We start from the raw sequence: 17,930 nt of genomic DNA, 5'->3' as shown, positions 1-17,930 counted from the left end.
CGGCGGGGCCCCTTCCCGCTCCCCCGCTCTCCGCTCCCGCCCACCCCGCCCCCGGAGGTACCCCCCGTGTCCCGCACCACCTGGTCGTCGAGCACCCCGGCACCACGCCAGGACGAGGAACAGAAGCTCAGAGAACTCGGCTACCAGCCCGTCCTGGCCCGCCGCATGGGCGGGTTCGGCAACTTCGCCATCAGCTTCTCCGTGATCTCGATCCTCTCCGGCTGCATGACGCTGTACGGCTTCGGCATGAACACCGGCGGCCCCGCCGTCATGCTCTGGGGCTGGGCCGGAGTCGGGCTCTTCGTGCTCTGCGTGGGCCTCGCGCTCGCCGAGGTCACGAGCGCCTACCCCACGTCCGGGGCGCTCTACTACATGGCCGACCGGCTCGGCGGACGCCGCTGGGGCTGGTACACCGGGTGGCTGAACCTGCTCGGGCTGCTCGGCGCGATCGCGGGCATCGACTACGGCGCGGCGCTGTTCACCGGGGCGTTCCTGAACCTCCGGTTCGGCTTCGAGCCGACCCCGGAGAAGACCTTCCTGATCTTCCTGTGCATCCTGCTCGTGCACGCCCTGCTGAACCTGTTCAACGTCCGCCTGGTGAGTCTGCTCAACTCCATCAGCGTGTGGTGGCACCTGGCCGGGGTGGTCGTCATCGTCGGGGCGCTGGCGATCGTGCCGGACCACCACCAGTCGATCGGGGACGTCCTCAGCAGATACGAGAACGGCACCGGCTGGGACAACCCGCTCTACGTCACGGCGATCGGCCTGCTCCTCGCGCAGTACACGTTCTCCGGGTACGACGCGTCCGCCCACCTCTCCGAGGAGACCTCCAACGCCTCGGTGACCGCGGCGCGCGGCATCGTGCGCGCCATCTGGGCGTCGTGGATCGCCGGTTTCGTGCTGCTCGCCGGTCTCACCTTCGCGATCCAGGACTACGCGGGCACGCTCGGCACGGAGACCGGGGTGCCGCCCGCCCAGATCATGATCGACGCGCTCGGCGAGTCGGGGGCGACGGCGCTGCTGCTCATCGTGATCGTGGCCCAGCTGTTCTGCGGCAACGCCGAGACGGCCGCCGCGAGCCGGATGGTGTTCGCGTTCTCCCGCGACAACGCGCTGCCCGGCTCCGCGCTGTGGCGCAAGGTCAGCTCCCGCACCCAGGTCCCGGTGCCCGCGGTGTGGCTGTCGGTGGGCCTCGCCGCCGCGATCGCCCTGCCCTCGCTGTACTCGGCGACCGCGTACACCGCCGTGACCGCCATCAACGTCATCGGCATCACGCCCGCCTACGCCATCCCGATCTTCCTGCGCCTGCGCGCGGGCGACCGCTTCCGGCCGGGCCCGTGGAACCTGGGGCGCTGGAGCAGGCCCATCGGCTGGATCGCGGTGGTGTGGGTGGCGTTCGTGACGGTCCTGTTCTGCCTGCCGCAGGCCTCGCCGGTGACGGTCAGCTCGATGAACTACGCGTCGATCGCACTGGCCGTGGTGCTGGTCCTGGCCACGGTGTGGTGGTTCGTGGCGCGCCGCTCGTACAGCACCCCGCAGGCGTACGGCTCGGACCGCGAACAGGCCGAGGTCGCGGAGGGCATCGTCTAGCACACGGGACGGTCGTTCAGAACGCGGGACGGTCGTTGAGGATGCGCTGGAAGAGCCGGTGGTCGCGCCAGGCGCCGTTGATGTAGAGGGACTTCGGCGCGATCCCGTACTCGTGGAAGCCGCATTTGACGAGCACGCGCTGCGAGGCGGTGTTGTGGAGCAGGGTGCCGGCCTCGACGCGGTGCAGGCCGAGCCGGGTGTCGGCGACCTCGCAGACGTGCCGGGTGGCGGCGGAGGCGAGGCCCCTGCCGACCTGCCCCGCGTCGATCCAGTACCCGAGGATCGCGCTGCGGGCGGGGCCGAGCGCGATGTTCACCAGGGCGGCGTGGCCGACGACCTCGTCGCCCTCGACGAGCACCCAGTGCGCGCTCCGGCCCGCCACCCTCTCGTCCAGCTGCCCCCGGACCCGGTCCTCCTGGCCTTCGGTGGTGTAGAAGGCCTCGGGCCGGTCGGGGTCCCAGGGGGCGAGATGGGCGCGGTTGCGCCGGTAGGCGCGGGCGAGCGCCGCCGCGTCGTCGAGCGTGACGGGCCTCATCGAGACGTCCGCCGTGAGTGCTGTCTGTCCACCGATCATGCGAACCAGCGTACGAGAGACCGGTGGTGGCCGGTCAGCGGCCGCCCGCCACCCGCAGAACCGTGCCCGTGGTGTACGAGGCGTCGTCCGAGAGCAGCCACGAGACGGCCGCGGCGATCTCCTCGGGCCGGCCCGAGCGTCCCATCGGGATGCCGGGGGCGAGCTTCGCGGGACGCTCGGGGTCGGCGTGGAACTCGGTCCAGATGACGCCGGGGGCCACGGCGTTGACGCGGATGCCGTCCGCGGCGACCTCCTTGGCCAGGCCGACGGTCAGGGTGTCGACGGCGCCCTTGGCCGCCGCGTAGTGGACGTACTCGCCGGGCGCGCCGAGGGTCGCGGCGGCGGACGAGATGTTCACGACGGCCCCGCCGCCGTTCGCCTTCAGGTCCCGCACGGCGCGCCGGGCGCAGAGCAGATATCCGAGGACGTTCACCTCCAACGCCCGGCGCATCCCCTCGGCGTCGGCCTCGGCAAGGGGTCCCACGGGGCCGCTCACCCCGGCGTTGTTGACCAGTCCGGTGACCGCGCCCAGTTCCGCCGCGGCCGTGTCGAAAAGGCGGTCGACGTCCGTCTCGTCGGCGGTGTCGACCCGCACGGTGACGCAGCGCCGCCCGGCGGCGCGGACCGCCGCCGCGGCCTTCTCGGCGGCGGCCTCGTCCGAGCGGTAGCCGATCGCGACGTCGTGACCGTCCTCGGCGAGACGCGCGCCGACGGCGGCACCGATGCCGCGGCTGCCGCCGGTGACGACGGTGACGGGGCGGTGCTGCATGGGGTGGTCCTCCGGTTCAGTTCTGCTGGCTGATCTGATGGCTGACGTGCGGTCTTGTGGCCGGCTTGCGGCCTTGTGGCCGGCTTGCGGCCTTGCGGCGGCACCCCGCGGCAGGCCCTCTCGGGTCCCGGCCCCGCCCGGCCTACCGCCCCGCCACAGGAGCGACGGCGTCCTCCTCGGCGGCCGCCTCCGCGGGCAGGCTGTCCATGAAGGAGCTGACGGAGAAGACCGCGTTGCCGGGGCCCGCAGGGCCGTAACCGGGCGGCGAGGTCAGCCCGTTGGCCTCCATCGTCGCCCGGTAGGCCTCCAGGAGCCGCACGTGGTACTCCAGCGGAGCGCCCTGCGGGTTCGCCTTGCCCAGCGGCGTCGTGGGCTCCGGGCACCACGTCGTGAAGCGCGGCGTGATGCCGCGCGACATGAAGTACTGCAGCCCCTCCACGGTCGAGTCGATGGCCTCGTCGACCGTCTTGAAGCCGAACGGCTCCGCCATCTCCACGCCCGCCACGAAGTTCGGGATCACGTTGCGCGGCCCGAACACCTCGGCGGAGTCCAGGATGCGGCGGTGCCACTCGTCGCGGCCGACGTAGCGCTCCTTGCCGGGGCAGTACCGCTCGAAGAGGTACGGGTCCCACACCTCGTAATTGGGGTGGTAGATCCGTACGCCGTAGTCGTGGAAGCGCTGGACGTCCGCCTTGGGCAGGGCCTGGGCGACGACCTTGCCGATCCAGCGGCCGGGGAAGCGCTCCTCGATGGCCTTCGCGTACTGCCCGTAGAAGTCGGCCTCGTCCTTGCCGCCGATCTGCGAGGTGATGGCGCCGCCGGTGAGCGTGTAGGCGGTGGAGGACTTGTTCGTGTCGTACTTGTCGATGATGGCGAGGGCCTCCAGGACCTCCTCCACCGGCTTCACGCCCGTGTAGGGGCGGCCCGCCGCCTTGTGCTGGCGCCAGTTGTGGTTGATGTCGCAGTACTGGCACTCCTCCTTGGCGCCGAAGTACTGGCAGACCCGGAAGACCGTGAGGTAGATGAGGTAGCCCCATTGGATGGTGGGCGCCACCTCCATGACGGACTTGCCGTTCTCCAGCGTGTGCCGGTAGTAGTCCGGCATCGGCGGCAGGCCGACGTCGGAGATCCGCACGCCGTCGAGGTAGAGGCCGAGCACGCCGTGGTCGTCGGCGGCGACCCGGTAGGGCGAGGACGGGTTCACGCGGACCGAGACGACGGTGCGGCGCAGCTCGTAGGGGCCGCCGGTGAGGACGATCTCCTCCGGGGGGCGGCGCAGGGCGGCGGCGCCCAGCTCGGGGAGCGTGCCGTGGTCGAAGGAGAAGATGAAGTACGACTTCGGCTTGACCTCGCCGGAAGCCTCGTTGGCGGTATCGCTGAGTGCCGACTCGTCGAAGGCGATGCCGCCGCGCAGCAGGTCCTCCTTGATCACCGCTTCCCGTGGCACGTGCGGAAACCGCTCCATGAGCGATTCGACGAGTTCGGTACGGTTCTCGCTACGGCTTGGCATGGACCGGGCACCTCGGCTCCTGTTGGTCGATCTGTCCCGTCCACGCTAATACGCTCCCGATCCGTTCCGAATCCGGCTCCGGTCTCGGGACGCGCCCGCCGCGGGTCCCGGCTTCAGGTGGTGCGCCCTCGCGGGCCCCGCGGATCTCCCGGCGAGCGGTCAGGCGGCGGACCGCTCCCCGGCCGAGCGGCGCCGCAGGGCCGGTGTGGTCAGGGCCGGCGGGGTCCACACCCCGTCCGGCGGGTAGACGTCGGTACCGGGCGGCACGATGGCGTCGATCCGGTCGAGCGCCGCGTCGTCCAGCGCCACGGACGCGCCCTTGAGGGTGGCCCGCAGTTGCTCCATCGTGCGCGGGCCGATGATCACGGACGTGACGGCGGGGTGTGCGAGCGGGAAGGCGGTCGCCAGCTCGGGCAGGGTGCAGCCCAGGTCCTCGGCCACGGCGACGAGCTGCTCGACGGCCTCCAGCTTCGCGGCGGTGAGCGGCGCCGCGGGGTCGAAGCGGCCCGGGTGCAGGGTGGGGCGCCCGCTGCTGAGATCCATGGCCCGGCCCTTGCGGTAGCGGCCGGTGAGGAACCCCGAGGCCAGCGGGCTCCAGGTCAGCGTTCCCATGCCCAGACGCTGTGTGACGGGCAGCACATGTTTCTCCACGCCTCTGGCCAGCAGGGAGTAGGGCGGCTGCTCGGTGCGGAACCGGTGGAGTCCGCGCCGGTCGGCGACGTGGTGGGCCTCGACGATCTCGTCCGCGGGGAACGTGGAGCAGCCGAAGGCCCTGATCTTGCCCTGACGCACCAGGTCGGTGAGGGCGGAGAGCGTCTCCTCGATGTCGGTCGTGTGGTCGGGCCGGTGCACCTGGTACAGGTCGATCCACTCCGTCCCCAGCCGCCGCAGGCTGTCCTCCACGGCCCGGACGATCCAACGCCGGGAGTTTCCGCCCCGGTTGGGGCCCTCACCCATCGGGAAGTGGAACTTGGTCGCGAGCACGACGTCGTCACGGCGGCCCTTGAGCGCCTTGCCGACGACGGTCTCCGACTCGCCCGCGGAGTACATGTCCGCGGTGTCGACGAAGTTGATGCCCTCGTCCAGCGCGGCGTGGACGATTCGGGCGCAGTCGTCGTGGTCGGCGTTGCCGACGTGGCCGAACATCATGGTGCCCAGGCAGTAGGGGCTGACCTCCATACCGGTCCCGCCCAGAACGCGGTGGCGCATGCGACTCTCCTTGGCCGTGTCCCCCTTCGGGCCCACTCGGCTGCCGTGACCTTACGAGCTGGAGTGCGCTCCAGGGCAAGCGCGACCGGCGCCCGGGGCCAGGTGGTGCCGGGCGGCGCGATGGGGGGCACGGGCGAGGGTCAGCTCTTGGAACCGGAGAGGGCGACGCTCTGGACGAAGTGCCGCTGGAGGAAGACGTAGACCAGCAGCATGGGCAGGCTCGCGATGAGCGAACCGGCCATCATGATCGGGTAGTTGGTCTCGAACTGCCCCTTCAGGGAGGTCAGTCCGGCGCTGATCGGCATCGTCGCCGGGTCGGTGTTGACGACCAGGGGCCACAGCAGGTCGTTCCAGGACCACATGGCGGTGATGACGGCGAGGGCGGCGAGGGCGGGCCTGATCAGCGGCAGCATGATGGACCAGAAGATCCGGAAGGAGCCCGCGCCGTCGATGCGGGCGGCCTCCTCCAGCTCCTTGGGGAGCGTGAGGAAGAACTGGCGCAGCATGAAGGTGCCGAACGCGCTGAACATGCCGGGCAGGAACAGCGCCGGGGCGGAGTTCAGCAGGCCGAGCGCCTGGATGATGTCGTACTGCGGCAGCACGAGCAGGGAGCTCGGCACCATCAGGACGGACAGGAAGAGCGCGAACAGTACATTGCGGCCCCGGAAGCGCATGCGGGCGAAGGCGTAGGCGGCGAGGGAGCAGAACACCAGTTGGCCCAGGGTGCGGCCGACGGTGTTGAGCAGGCTGTTGGTCAGCATCTCGCGGAACGGCAGCGCGGTGAAGACCTTCTCGAAGCTCGCCGGGTTCCAGTCGTCGGGCAGGAAGGTCGGCGGCACGCGCGAGGTCTCGGCGAGTGTCTTGAGGGCGGTCAGCAGCTGCCACAGGAACGGGAAGACCATCACGAGCGCGCCCAGCGAGAGCACGGCGTGGGTGACGAGGGAACCGGCGCGTCCGCGGCGTGTCCGGGTGTCAGGCATAGTGCACCCACCTCTTCTGGAGCCGGAATTGCAGGTAGGTCAGCGCGGCGATGAGGAGCATGAGCAGAAAGGCGAGTGCGGCCGCGGCGCCCTGCGCGTTCTCGACGAAGGCCCATTTGTAGAAGAGGCCGACGACGGACTGCGTATCGCCGATCGCGGGATTCGTCTCGCCCATCATGATGTAGATCAGGTCGAAGGTCTGCAAGGAATTGATCATGCAGATCACGGAGGCGAAGAAGATGGTCGGGCTGAGGAGCGGGAGGGTGATGGTGAAGAACCTGCGCAGCGCTCCGGCGCCGTCGAGTTCCGCGGCTTCGTAGTAGTCCCGCGGAATTCCCTTGATGCCCGCCATGAAGATGACCAAGTAGTAGCCGGTGGTCGACCAGACCATCACCGTGCCGATGGCGAAGACGGCCGTGGACGGGTCGGAGACCCAGTAGTGCCGCTCGGCGCCGAACCGGCTCAGCACTTCGTTCAGGAGCCCGAAGTCGCCGTTGTAGAGCCAGTTCCAGACCAGTCCGACGGCGACGGGCAGCGTCACGAACGGCACGAAGTACAGGGCGCGGTAGACCGCGACGCCCCGCAGGCCGCGCCGGTTCAACAGGGCCGCGACGACGATCGCGACCGGCAGCGCGGTGAGCCCGATGAGGCTGTAGATCAGCGTGTTGCCGAGCGCCTGCCACACGGTGACGTCCCGCACGACCCGGACGTAGTTGTCGGTGCCGATGAACGTGTGGCCGCCGAAGGCGCCGAACTCGGTGAAGCTGAAGTAGAAGGTCTGGAGCAGCGGCCAGAAGTAGAAGACGGCGAAACCGAGGCCGAGCGGCGCGATGAAGAGGTAGGCGGCGCGCTGACCGCGGGACGTGGCGGGCGCGGCGGCGCCGCGCCGCTCTCTCGCCTTCGCGGCCGCCGTGGCGGGAAAGACACTCATGAGGCGCGTTCCTCCTTCAGGGCCCGGTCCATCTGCTCGCCCAGCGTCCGGGCGGCGCTCTCGATGCCGCCCTTTCCGCTGAACGCGGCGCCGAGCAGCGGGTATTGGAGGTTCTCCCAGACGGGGGTGTTCTCGGAACTCGGGTACGGGACGGCGTACTCCTGCATCTCGATGAAGTGCTTCAGGTCGAATTCGGGCATCGACGTGAGCCAGGCGTCCTGCGTCCCCTGGTAACTGGAGATGGTGGCGCCCGCCTTCGCCTGGATCTCGGCGGCCTCGCGTCCCGCCATGAAGTGCACGAATTTCCAGGCCGCTTCCTTTCTGCGGCTCTTGGCGGAGATGACGTTCGCCAGGCCGTGGATGATGGTGGCCCTGCGGCGCCCGCGGGGCAGGACCGCGATGCCGCCGTGGTCCTTGATCGCGGGCACGGCGTACATCTGCCCGGACACCGCGGAGACGTCGTAGTTCATGGCGACCTTCTCCGACCAGTAGCGCACGCGCCCGATGGACTCGACCATCGCGCTCTGCGGCGGCGACCAGCCCCGGTCGACCATGTCGGTGAGGAAGCGCAGGCCGTCGATGGACCGCTCGTCCCCGAAGCCGGAGCGGCCGTCCTCCAGGACGTGGCCGCCCGCGCCGCAGATGGCCGGGTAGATCTTGAACTGCCGGTGCATCTCGGCGGCGAAGCCGTGCACGCGCTGGCGCGGGTCGGTGAGTTCGGCCGCCGCGTGCCGTACGTCGTCCCACGTCCACGTCTGGTCCGGGTAGGGGATGCCGGCCTTGTCGAAGAGCGCCTTGTTGTACCAGAGCCCGATGGTGTCGAAGTCCTTCGGCAGGCCGTACTGCGTGCCGCGATAGGCGTACAGCTTCACCAGGGCGTCCGGGTGGCGGTCGACGGGTGTGGCGTCGGCCTTGATGTGCCCGGAGAGCGGTTCCAGGACGCCGTTCGCCGCGTACAGCTGGAAGTTGACGGCGTTCATCCAGAAGACGTCGGGGGCGGTGCCGCCGCGCATCGACGTCTTGAGGGTGGTCCAGTAACTCGCCCAGGGCGTGAGTTCGATCCGCACGGAGATTTTCGGGTGCTCCTTCTCGAACGCCGCGATGATCTTCTCCATGCCCGGTACCTGCGCCGGGTCCCACATCCCGTACGAGAGCGTGGTCCCGCCCCCGCCGTCCGCGCCGCCGCCCCCGCCGGAGCAGGCGGCGACCATCGGGGCGGTGAGCGCCCCGCCGAGCAGAGTCCTTCTGCGCATACGTGCCTCCCAGGAAGCCGTCGGGCGCCGGCCGGGCCGCCGCGGGCGCGCGAACAGGCGCCCCGCGGTGCCGCTACGGCGCCGTGTCCGCGAGCAGTTCCTCCTCCACCTGATCGAGCGCCTTGCGTACGGTGCCGAGGGCGACGCCCCGCTCGCCGAGCCGGCTCAGCGCGGGGCGCGGGGCGTTCGGGACGTTCGGGGCGTGTGGGGTCACAGGGCGCAGCCGTTCTTCGAGCAGCGGCGCCAGATGCCGGCCGGCGGGGGTGGCCTCGTCGGTGAGCACGGTCGGTTCCGGGCCGACGGCGAGGGGGCGGGCCACGACGCCCGGGGCGGGCCGACCGGCGCTGGCGGTGACGGCGGCGATGGCGGCCAGCGCGTCCGGGTCGGCGGCGTCCGCGGCGCGGGTAGGCGCGGTCACCTCGGACTCCCCGGCACGCCGGGCGCCCGGCCCGCGCAGGGCCGTGTGCGCGGTGCTGATGCCGAGCAGCGGCAGCATGCCGAGTTCTCCCGTGGGGGTGGCGGCACCCTGCCGGTGCTCGGCAAGGACCGCGAGGTGCACGTCGTGTCCCCGCGTGCCGTCGGAGAGCAGCCGCCCCAGGTCGACGCCGGACCACTCGGGCACCACGACGGAGGTGACGGCGCCCCATCGCGGCACAGCGGCGCCGAGGAGTAGCCCCCTCTTGTGCAGACCGATGCCGACGCCGAGGCCCCGCTCGGTCGGTTCGTCCACGGCGGCTTCGACAATGGGCCCGGAGAGGCCGGTGCCCACGGCGCGTCCCGCGAGGCTCTGATGGCTGCGGCGGTGCGGGGCGCGCAGGGCGGCGGTGGTGTCGAGCCGCCGCAGCGCGACCAGACCGTGCCCCCGCGCCGCATTCCGCACCAGTGCTTCACCTCGGTCCCGCGCCGGGCCGGCCCAGTCCGCGGCCCGGTGTCCTGCCGGCCCGCTGAATTCGGTAGGACACTTCCATATCCGCCCCGGCCCGGGAACCCCTTCGACGGCGCCTCTCGGCGGCAGGGGTACGACGTTGAGCCCGGTGGCGCGTCACGGCCACCGGGCTCCGTCACCGCCGCGAGAGGCGGCGCTAGTCGACGTACGACTCCAGCGTGCCGCGGCGCCGCACGTCGAGCGTCGCGCAGTGGAACGAGCCGCCGAACGGCGCGTAGTGCAGCAGGTCGCACGGGATCGGCTCGAAGCCCCAGGATTCCAGGGCCCGCAGCATGCCGGTGTGGTGCCGCTCGGCGATCACCCGCTTCTCGTCGAGCATCAGCACGTTCATGCTGAGCCATTTGCCGCACATCGACGTCATCTTGAGCAGGCGCTCGTCGATCGGATCGGGTTCCGGGGCGACCAGGACGTCCCACGAACGCAGCACGTCGGGCAGCCGGTCCACGTCGATGTACTCGGGGTTGACCAGGACCTTGCCGGGAGCGAGCAGGACGAACGTCGTGTCGATGTGCATGGGTGTGCGGCAGCGGCTCTCGATCTCGTGGATGCGATAGCCGGGCCCGAGATGGCGGCGCAGCCATTCGATGCCCATCCCGTTGGTGACGTTGCTCCGCGTCACGAACAGATCGCGGCCCGCCCGCACGAAATCCGCCGCGTCGAATACCGGCTCGAACTCCGTGAGGATGTAGCGCATCGGCTCGCCGTCCTTGGGCGGCCTGAAGTCCTTCTCGTACAGCGCGTCGGTGAGCTGGGGCTTCGGCGCCGCCGTCCAGCGGGCGCCGCGCCGGAAATAGTCCTTGAGGAGCGTGCGATAGGAGTGGGTCTCGAAATACCGGCACGGCCACGCCATGGGCGTCTCGATGATCTCGTCGCCGATGACGAGCATGCCGTCGCGCGGACAGGAATTGCAGAACCCGCGGGAGGACCAGTCGGGGGTGGCGAACCGCTGCTTGTAGTCCACCGCGTCCGGCCGGGTGACCGTGACGTCGAGAGACTCCAGGAGGGCGACGAACCCGTCCAGTTCCTCCTGCGCGGGCTCGATCAGCCGGCGCGGATATTCGAAGCCGGCGGCGAGTCCCTGGAGCCGGGCCGCCCACGGCGGGATGTTGCAGGCCACCACGGAATGACTGGAGGGAATCGTCGCGCCGTCGAGGCGCCCGACGATCACTTCCTCCAGCGGGTCCCACTCATTGTGCGAATTGACCGGTGACACGAGAGTTTCCCCGACGGTCACCCCTGCCGGAATTCCAGGCTTTTGCGCTACGCCCATGTTCACCGCTTCCGCTCGCAGAAAACAAACGTCTCACCGAACTCAACGCTTTACCACAGGTGGCGCGCCCGTCGTCGTACCCCGTGCGCACGGACACACGCTTCGGGCATCGGCCTTCGGGCATCGGCGCGGGAGGAGTTCCCGCGCCGCGTCGAGTACCGGCTTCCGCGACATTCATGCCACCGCCGTGGCGGCCGCCACGCGTGGCCGGTTCGTGAAGATCCAGGTGGGGGTATGCGCACCCGTCCCGCACAGATGCGGCAGGATGACGTCCGCGCCCGGCCGGAGCCCCGCACCGGGCGCGACCGAACTCCCGGAACCAAGCAGGTATCACAAGGTGACGACACATCACATACGCCGCGTGCAGGCGCCCTCACTCCGTACGACAGGGGTGAACCGATGACCAGTGCGCTCACACTGCACGACTGGATGGTGGCCGGGATCGCGGTGGTCGCCGGCATCGCGGCCGGGCTGCTGCTGCGCGCCCTGCTGCGCTGGCTGGGCGAGCGGGCGAGCCGGACCCGGTGGAGCGGCGACGACGTCATCGTCGACGCGCTGCGCACGCTGGTCCCCTGCGCGGCCATCACCGCGGGCCTCGCCGCCGCGGCGGGCGCACTGCCGCTGACCCCGCGCACCGGCCGCAACGTCACGATGACGCTGACGGCCCTGTTGATCCTCGCGGCGACGCTGACGGCGGCGCGGGTCGTCACCGGCCTCGTCCGCTCCGTGGCGCAGTCGCGCTCCGGGGTGGCGGGCTCGGCCACCATCTTCGTGAACATCACGCGGGTCGTCGTGCTCGCCATGGGGTTCCTCGTCGTCCTGCAGACCCTCGGCATCTCCATCGCCCCGCTGCTGACCGCGCTCGGCGTCGGCGGTCTCGCGGTCGCCCTCGCGCTCCAGGACACCCTCGCCAACCTCTTCGCGGGCGTCCACATCCTCGCGGCGAAGACCGTGCAGCCCGGCGACTACATCCAGCTGAGCAGCGGCGAGGAGGGGTATGTGGTCGACATCAACTGGCGCAACACCGTCGTCCGCTCGCTCTCCAACAACCTCGTGATCATCCCGAACGCCCAGCTGGCGAGCACCAACATGACCAACTTCAGCCGCCCCGAGCAGGAGCTGTCGATCACGGTGCAGGTCGGGGTGAGCTACGACAGCGACCTGGAGCAGGTCGAGCGGGTCACGGCCGAGGTCGTGGACGAGGTGATGAAGGAGATCACCGGCGCGGTCCCCGATCACGAGGCGGCGATCCGCTTCCACACGTTCGGGGACTCGCGGATCAGCTTCACGGTGATCCTCGGCGTCGGCGAGTTCAGCGACCAGTACCGCATCAAGCACGAGTTCATCAAGCGCCTGCACCAGCGCTACCGCGCCGAGGGCATCCGGGTCCCCGCCCCGGCCCGCACGGTCACCGTCCAGCAGGGCGAACTGCCGCCGCCGCTCGGCATCCCGCATCAGCGCGACATCTCCATGCCGCCGCGGGTCCACTGAGCGCCGTACACATGCTCCGCCGACCGCTCCGAAGACCACCGCTCCGAAGACCGCCGCTCCGACGACTGCTCCGAGTGGCGGCCGGCGGAAGGCCATGATCCACTCGCGGGCATGGGGCACGACCACGGCCCGTCCTCCGCGGCGACGGGCGGCACGCTCAGCGGGACCTACCGGAAGCGGCTGCTGTGGACCATCTGCATCAGCGGCTCCATCACCGTCATCCAGGTGGTCGGCGCGCTGCTGTCCGGCAGCCTCGCGCTCCTCGCCGACGCCGCGCACAGCCTGACCGACGCGGTCGGCGTCTTTCTCGCCCTCGGGGCCATCACCCTCGCCCAGCGGGCGCCGACGCCGCGGCGCACGTTCGGCTTCTACCGGGTGGAGATCTTCTCGGCGGTCCTGAACGCGCTGCTCCTCGTCGCCATCTTCGTCTGGGTCCTGTGGTCGGCGATCGGCCGCCTCAGCGAGCCGGTGGAGGTCCAGGGCGGCCTGATGTTCGCGGTCGCGGTCGGCGGGCTGATCGCCAACCTCGTGGGGCTGTGGCTGCTGCGGGACGCAAAGGACAAGAGCCTCAACCTGCGCGGCGCCTACCTGGAGGTTCTTGGGGACGCGCTCGGCTCGGTCGCCGTGATCGTGGGCGGCCTGATCATCCTGCTGACGGGGTGGCAGGCCGCCGACCCGATCGCCTCCCTCGTCATCGGCGTGCTGATCGTGCCGCGCGCGTACGGGCTCCTGCGGGACTCCGTCCACGTCCTGCTGGAGGCCACCCCGCAGGACGTCGACCTCGGCGAGGTCCGGCGTCATCTCCTGGCACAACCGGGCGTCGTCGCCGTGCACGACCTGCACGGCTGGACCGTGACGTCGGGCATGCCGGTGCTCACCGCGCACGTGGTGGTCACGGACGAGGCCCTCGCGGCCGGATACGGCGCTCTGCTCACCCGGCTTCAGCAGTGCGTCGCCGGCCACTTCGACGTGGCGCACTCGACGCTGCAACTGGAGCCACGGGCGCACGGCGAGGTCGGCGGGGCGCTGCACGTGTGACGCGACGACGCGCGGGCGGCGTCCCGCCATGACCGTGCGTCACGTCGGGTCGGCCCAGGGTGCATCCACTCCGTGGCGATCCTGTGCATCTTTGCGGGCAGCGCCATGGAAGCCGGACGAGACCTCCCATCTCACCGGGGAGCGTCCGACGACGGCGTGATAGCACAGGGTGATCAGATCCGAAGGAGACGACGACACCATGGGCATCTTCAGCCGTCGCCAGACCGCCACGCTCGACCCGGCGCGGGCCGGGGGCCGCGGTACGCCCTTTGCGGCGGCCGGTGATGCCGGGCTCGACCCGGCGCTGCGCGCGCTGACCGGGCAGTGGACCATCGACCGCCCGCACAGCCGCATCGGGTTCTCCGTGCGGCACGCGATGGTCACGACCGTGCGGGGTGCCTTCAGCGACTACGACAGCGCGCTGTACTTCGACGGCGCCCGGCCCGAGGCCTCGCGGGCCGAGATCACCATCCGGGTCGCCGGCGTCGACACGGGCGTGGAGCAGCGGGACGCGCACCTCTTGGGCCGCGACTTCTTCGACGCGAGCCGCTACCCGGAGATGGTGTTCCGCAGCACCTCCACGGCCCATGAGGGCGGGGAGACCTTCCGCATGGCGGGGGACCTCACCATCCGGGACATCACCCGTCCCGTCGAACTGCAACTCGACTACCTGGGGTCGGTCGTGGACCCGTTCGGATATGAACGGGCCGGCTTCGACGGCACCACCACCATCGACCGCACGGCGTGGGGCCTGGTCTACAACCAGCGTCTGGAGGCGGGCGGCACGATGGTGAGCGAGAAGGTCCGGTTGCAGTTCGACATCTCGGCGATCCGGACGGCGCCGCTGGCGTAACCCGTCCCCGTACGCACAAAAGGCCGGGCCACGGGACGTGTCCCCGTGGCCCGGCCTCATGACGACACCCTGGGGGCCGTCAGGGATGGAGGGCGCGCGTCACGGGGCGAGCCGGTACGCGTTGGTGATCGTCTCGGTCATGGTGTTGCCGGACGTGTCCTTCAGGTACACGCGGTACGCCACGGCCTTGGCCGTCGCCGGGTGCCGGACGGTCGCCGTGCGCGCCCCCTTGGTGTCGGTCGTGACGGGGGCCGGCTTCCAGGTGCTGCCGCCGTCGTAGGAGACCTTGACGGTCAGCTCGGCGATCTTGCCGGGGCCGGCCGCCGCGCCCGCCACCTTCAGCGGCACCGTCAGCGTGCTGCCCGCCGGGGCCGTGCCGTTCAGCGCGAGCTTCGGCGCGAGCCGGACGGTGGACAGCGGCAGCTCGGTGGGCTCCTCCTCGGGGGTCTTCCCGGACGTGAACGTCCAGGCCGCGGCCACCTTCGTGCTGGTCGTGGCGACCTTCGCCGCGCGGGTGGCCTCCATGGTCAGCCGGTACGGGGCCGAGGCGGCCGGGAGTTCGGCGTTCACCGCGCCCGGGCCGCCCTCGGCGAGGGTACGGCCGCCCGACTCCAGCCGGGTGAAGCCGCCGGTCGTCGCCGAGCCGCCCGCGTGCCCCGCACCGTCGCTGAACAGCTCGATGTAGGCGTCCATGGCGTTGCCCGCGCGGCGCGCGCCCTGCCGGTCGTCGGCCTTGAGGTCAGGGCCGACGACGCCGGTGTTGAAGTTCAGCGTGTAGCGCTTGCCCGCCTTGTACGCCACGTCACCGGAGTAGTAGTTGACGGCCGCCACCCCCGCGTCGTCGAGCTGCTCCATGGACCAGCTCCAGCGCAGGTCCTTGGTGTTGACGTAGCTCGTGCCGGAGGCCGGCAGCTTCAGCCCGGTCACCGGCACCAGGGGCGGGTTGTAGCCGTTCTTGCCGACGGGCGTGGCGGAGAGCGTGCCCTTGCGCTGCGCGACGGAGGCTCCGACGCCGTACTTGACCTCGGCCAGCTCGGCCTTGGTGGCGGCGTGCTTCAGGCCCGAGAACCAGTTGCCGGTGCGGCTGAAGGCCAGCCGGTAGTCGACCTTCTTCGCCGCCGTGCCCGAGGCCTTCCAGTGGCCGTTGTACTGCGCGTTCAGGGTGGGCGAGTCCGGGCCGATGCCGAGGGTGCGAAGGGCGGTGCCGTCGCTGAGGCTCCAGCTGCTGGCGATACCGAGGGTCGTGTCGTCGTAGCTGATGTTCGACTCCGTGTGCCGCGCGCCGGCGTCCGGGGGCGTGACGGCGACCGGCTTGGCCTTGCGGGAGTCCAGCGTGACCGTCGCCTTGGCGCCGACCTTCAGCTTCGGCTGGACGAAGACCGCGAAACTCTTGGTCGGACCGTACACGGCGCTCTCCACGGCGTACGTGCCCTTCGGCACCCGCACGGTGACCGGGCCCTCGCGGAAGGGGACCTCGATCTTCCGCTGCGCGCCGTCGGTGAGCATGGTGGTGTAGTTGGACGAGGCCTTGCCGTTGATGTCGAGGTGCTTCAGCGTCAGGTCGTACGACTCCACCTCCCGGTCGACGACGAGGCCGGTGCGCACCTCCTGGCCGTCTCCCGCGGCCAGGAGGGTTCCGCCGTAGACGCCATCGGCCGTACCGGTCTTGGTGTCGGCGGTGACGGTCGTCTTGGCGGTGCCGCCCGCGGGGACGGTGAGCCGGCTGTCCTTGACGGTGAACATGCCCGCCGGGCCCGGGCGGCCCTTCGGGTCCACGGAGTCGGTGGAGAGCGTGAGGGTGACGGGCTTGGTGCCGAGGTTGCGGTAGGTGACGGTCTTGGCGACCGGCTTGTCGTCGGTGTGCGGCCAGGCCTGCGTGCCGAAGGCGACCGTGCCGGGCTCGGGGACGACGGACGCGGTGACGGCGCGCGTCAGGTCGACGCGGCCCGCGCCCTGCTGCTGCGGGTTGAGCGCCGGGTTCGGCGTGGTGGAGCCGGTCAGCGCCGCCTTGAGCCGCGGGCCGGTCCACTTGGGGCGCTGCTGGAGGAGCAGGGCGGCGGAACCGGCCACGTGCGGGGTCGCCATCGAGGTGCCCGACATGGCGACATAGCCGTCGCTGCCGGGGTCGCCCGGGTCGTCGGACGTCAGCGTGGAGCGCGCGGCCGTGATGTCGTCGCCGGGCGCGGTGAGGTCCGGCTTGGTGACCCCGTCGGCCTGCGGGCCGCGGCTGGAGGTCTCCGCGATGCCGTCCTGCTTGTCGACGGAGCCGACGGTCAGGGCGGCGGGGGCGCTGCCGGGTGAGTTCAGCGTGCCGTACGCGGGGCCGTCGTTGCCCGCGGCGATGACGAAGAGGGCCTTGCCGGAGAGGCGCGCGACGGCCGCCTCCATCGCGTCGGTGCCCGGTGAGTCGAGGCTGCCGAGGCTGAGGTTGACGACCTTCGCGCCGTTGTCGACCGCCCACTGCATGCCGGCGGTGATGCTGGACTCGGTACCGGTCCCCTCCACTTCGGAGATGACCTTGCCGTCCAGGAGCTGTACGTCGGGCGCCACGCCCTTGTACTTGCCGCCCGACTTGGCCCCGGAGCCCGCGAGGGTCGAGGCGACGTGCGTGCCGTGGCCCATGCGGTCCTTGGCGTCGGGCGCGGACTCGGTGAAGTTCTTCTCGGCGACCTCGACGTTCTTGAGGTCGGGGTGCGTCTGGTCGACTCCGGTGTCCAGGACGGCGACCTTGACGCCCTTGCCGGTGTAGCCGGCCTTCCACATGGTGGGGGCGCCGATCTGCGGCACGCTCTTGTCGAGGGCGGGGCGCACCTTGGCGTCCAGCCACACGTGCGCGAGGGCGGGAGCCGCGGTGGTGCGCGCGTTCGTACGGCCGCCCGTCCCACCGGTGATCTTCGACCAGAGGCCCTCCGCGCCGGACTTGGGCGCGGCGAACGCCTCACCGCCGATCGCGGGCAGCGCGCGGCGGTCGCGGGCGAGGCCCTTGAACGTGTCACCGGCACGGCCGTCGGTGCGGATGCCCTGCCGGTACTCGACGATCAGCGGCAGCGAGGTGCGGTGGGCGTCGTCGTACTTGTCCCTGACGAGCCGCGTGACGTCGAAGAGGCGCCGGTCCAGCGTGCCCGCGCCGATCAACGGCTGGGCGTCCTGCGGGATGACGTACGTGTGCCCCGCCTCGCGCCGCACCGCGATCGCGACGTCCTCGCGGCCCTCGCCGCGGATCAGCCGGACGACCTGTTTGCCGCCCGCCCGGACGACCACACGGTCGCCGGTGACCAGCGTGACGGTCGCCGTCTTCCCGCCCCGCGCCCCCTGACCGGCCTTGGTCCCGCCGCCGGTCCGCGTGTCCGCGGTGCGGTCCGGCCGTGTCCCGGAGTCGGCCGAGGCCACCCCCGCGACCAGCGCGCCGGACACCACGGCGGCTATCGCCGCCGCCCCCACCCTTGATATGCCTGCCACCCGATATGCCTGTCCTTTGAGCGTACTTGCTGTGGTCGCCCGTAACACGCGATCTTG

14 protein-coding genes are annotated in these 17,930 nt (G+C 71.0%); 4 read left to right on the top strand and 10 right to left on the bottom strand.

Going from position 1 to position 17,930, the window contains the following annotated elements; all coding sequences use genetic code 11:
* Positions 1–66: 66 nt before the first annotated feature.
* Entirely contained in the window at positions 67–1,590 is a 1,524-nt protein-coding gene (locus tag J2N69_RS33150; protein WP_230904006.1) for an amino acid permease, read from the top strand.
* A gap of 16 nt (positions 1,591–1,606) precedes the next feature.
* Here J2N69_RS33150 and J2N69_RS33145 read toward each other — a convergent pair whose 3' ends face one another.
* The 9 genes from J2N69_RS33145 to J2N69_RS33105 form a co-directional block, all read right to left on the bottom strand.
* Positions 1,607–2,164 carry a GNAT family N-acetyltransferase gene (locus J2N69_RS33145; RefSeq protein ID WP_230904005.1) on the bottom strand — a complete coding sequence of 186 codons (558 nt, stop codon included), beginning with the start codon at positions 2,162–2,164 and terminating at the stop codon, positions 1,607–1,609.
* A 34-nt stretch (positions 2,165–2,198) separates the two neighbouring features.
* Entirely contained in the window at positions 2,199–2,933 is a 735-nt protein-coding gene (locus J2N69_RS33140) for an SDR family NAD(P)-dependent oxidoreductase (RefSeq protein WP_230904004.1), read from the bottom strand.
* Positions 2,934–3,075: 142 nt separating this feature from the next.
* A complete protein-coding gene (locus J2N69_RS33135) occupies positions 3,076–4,443 on the bottom strand; it encodes a radical SAM protein (protein WP_230904003.1) in 1,368 nt (455 codons plus the stop codon).
* A 159-nt stretch (positions 4,444–4,602) separates the two neighbouring features.
* Positions 4,603–5,652: an aldo/keto reductase gene (locus J2N69_RS33130; protein ID WP_230904002.1), complete on the bottom strand. Its 1,050-nt coding sequence runs from the start codon at positions 5,650–5,652 to the stop codon at positions 4,603–4,605.
* Between the two features lie 140 nt (positions 5,653–5,792).
* Positions 5,793–6,632 carry a carbohydrate ABC transporter permease gene (locus tag J2N69_RS33125; protein WP_230904001.1) on the bottom strand — a complete coding sequence of 280 codons (840 nt, stop codon included), beginning with the start codon at positions 6,630–6,632 and terminating at the stop codon, positions 5,793–5,795.
* On the bottom strand, positions 6,625–7,563 hold the full coding sequence (locus tag J2N69_RS33120) for a carbohydrate ABC transporter permease (protein ID WP_230904000.1): 939 nt from the start codon (positions 7,561–7,563) through the stop codon (positions 6,625–6,627). The genes J2N69_RS33125 and J2N69_RS33120 overlap by 8 nt, the downstream gene beginning before the upstream one ends.
* On the bottom strand, positions 7,560–8,816 hold the full coding sequence (locus J2N69_RS33115; protein WP_230903999.1) for an ABC transporter substrate-binding protein: 1,257 nt from the start codon (positions 8,814–8,816) through the stop codon (positions 7,560–7,562). The genes J2N69_RS33120 and J2N69_RS33115 overlap by 4 nt, the downstream gene beginning before the upstream one ends.
* Positions 8,817–8,889: 73 nt before the next feature.
* On the bottom strand, positions 8,890–9,696 hold the full coding sequence (locus J2N69_RS33110; protein ID WP_230903998.1) for a hypothetical protein: 807 nt from the start codon (positions 9,694–9,696) through the stop codon (positions 8,890–8,892).
* Positions 9,697–9,898: 202 nt separating this feature from the next.
* Positions 9,899–11,032 (bottom strand): amidinotransferase, encoded by a 1,134-nt coding sequence (locus tag J2N69_RS33105; protein ID WP_230903997.1) that lies wholly within the window; start codon positions 11,030–11,032, stop codon positions 9,899–9,901.
* A gap of 399 nt (positions 11,033–11,431) precedes the next feature.
* On the opposite strand from J2N69_RS33105, the gene J2N69_RS33100 reads away from it, so the two are divergent.
* The 3 genes from J2N69_RS33100 to J2N69_RS33090 all read left to right on the top strand — a co-directional run bounded on the left by J2N69_RS33100 (position 11,432) and on the right by J2N69_RS33090 (position 14,414).
* The gene (locus J2N69_RS33100; protein WP_230903996.1) at positions 11,432–12,523 is read left to right on the top strand and encodes a mechanosensitive ion channel family protein; all 1,092 of its coding nucleotides are present in this window, start codon (positions 11,432–11,434) and stop codon (positions 12,521–12,523) included.
* 111 nt (positions 12,524–12,634) lie between these two features.
* Complete coding sequence (locus J2N69_RS33095) at positions 12,635–13,561, top strand: cation diffusion facilitator family transporter (RefSeq protein ID WP_230903995.1); 927 nt, start codon at positions 12,635–12,637, stop codon at positions 13,559–13,561.
* A gap of 199 nt (positions 13,562–13,760) precedes the next feature.
* Positions 13,761–14,414, top strand: coding sequence for a YceI family protein (locus tag J2N69_RS33090; protein ID WP_230903994.1), 654 nt, complete (start codon positions 13,761–13,763; stop codon positions 14,412–14,414).
* Between the two features lie 99 nt (positions 14,415–14,513).
* Here J2N69_RS33090 and J2N69_RS33085 read toward each other — a convergent pair whose 3' ends face one another.
* The gene (locus J2N69_RS33085; protein ID WP_230903993.1) at positions 14,514–17,873 is read right to left on the bottom strand and encodes a S8 family peptidase; all 3,360 of its coding nucleotides are present in this window, start codon (positions 17,871–17,873) and stop codon (positions 14,514–14,516) included.
* Between the last annotated feature and the right edge of the window lie 57 nt (positions 17,874–17,930).

Origin of the sequence: Streptomyces huasconensis, from assembly GCF_021028635.1 — a bacterium.
GTDB lineage: Bacteria > Actinomycetota > Actinomycetes > Streptomycetales > Streptomycetaceae > Streptomyces > Streptomyces huasconensis.
Note: the sequence above shows the minus strand (reverse complement) of the source record. Positions and strands in the feature narration are given on the sequence as shown.

Coding starts and splice junctions, on each gene's coding strand:
- J2N69_RS33090 (WP_230903994.1), top strand. CDS start 13,761: ATGGGCATCTTCAGCCGTCGCCAGACCGCCACGCTCGACCCGGCGCGG.
- J2N69_RS33125 (WP_230904001.1), bottom strand. CDS start 6,632: ATGCCTGACACCCGGACACGCCGCGGACGCGCCGGTTCCCTCGTCACC.
- J2N69_RS33120 (WP_230904000.1), bottom strand. CDS start 7,563: ATGAGTGTCTTTCCCGCCACGGCGGCCGCGAAGGCGAGAGAGCGGCGC.
- J2N69_RS33135 (WP_230904003.1), bottom strand. CDS start 4,443: ATGCCAAGCCGTAGCGAGAACCGTACCGAACTCGTCGAATCGCTCATG.
- J2N69_RS33115 (WP_230903999.1), bottom strand. CDS start 8,816: ATGCGCAGAAGGACTCTGCTCGGCGGGGCGCTCACCGCCCCGATGGTC.
- J2N69_RS33140 (WP_230904004.1), bottom strand. CDS start 2,933: ATGCAGCACCGCCCCGTCACCGTCGTCACCGGCGGCAGCCGCGGCATC.
- J2N69_RS33095 (WP_230903995.1), top strand. CDS start 12,635: ATGGGGCACGACCACGGCCCGTCCTCCGCGGCGACGGGCGGCACGCTC.
- J2N69_RS33130 (WP_230904002.1), bottom strand. CDS start 5,652: ATGCGCCACCGCGTTCTGGGCGGGACCGGTATGGAGGTCAGCCCCTAC.
- J2N69_RS33105 (WP_230903997.1), bottom strand. CDS start 11,032: ATGGGCGTAGCGCAAAAGCCTGGAATTCCGGCAGGGGTGACCGTCGGG.
- J2N69_RS33100 (WP_230903996.1), top strand. CDS start 11,432: ATGACCAGTGCGCTCACACTGCACGACTGGATGGTGGCCGGGATCGCG.
- J2N69_RS33145 (WP_230904005.1), bottom strand. CDS start 2,164: ATGATCGGTGGACAGACAGCACTCACGGCGGACGTCTCGATGAGGCCC.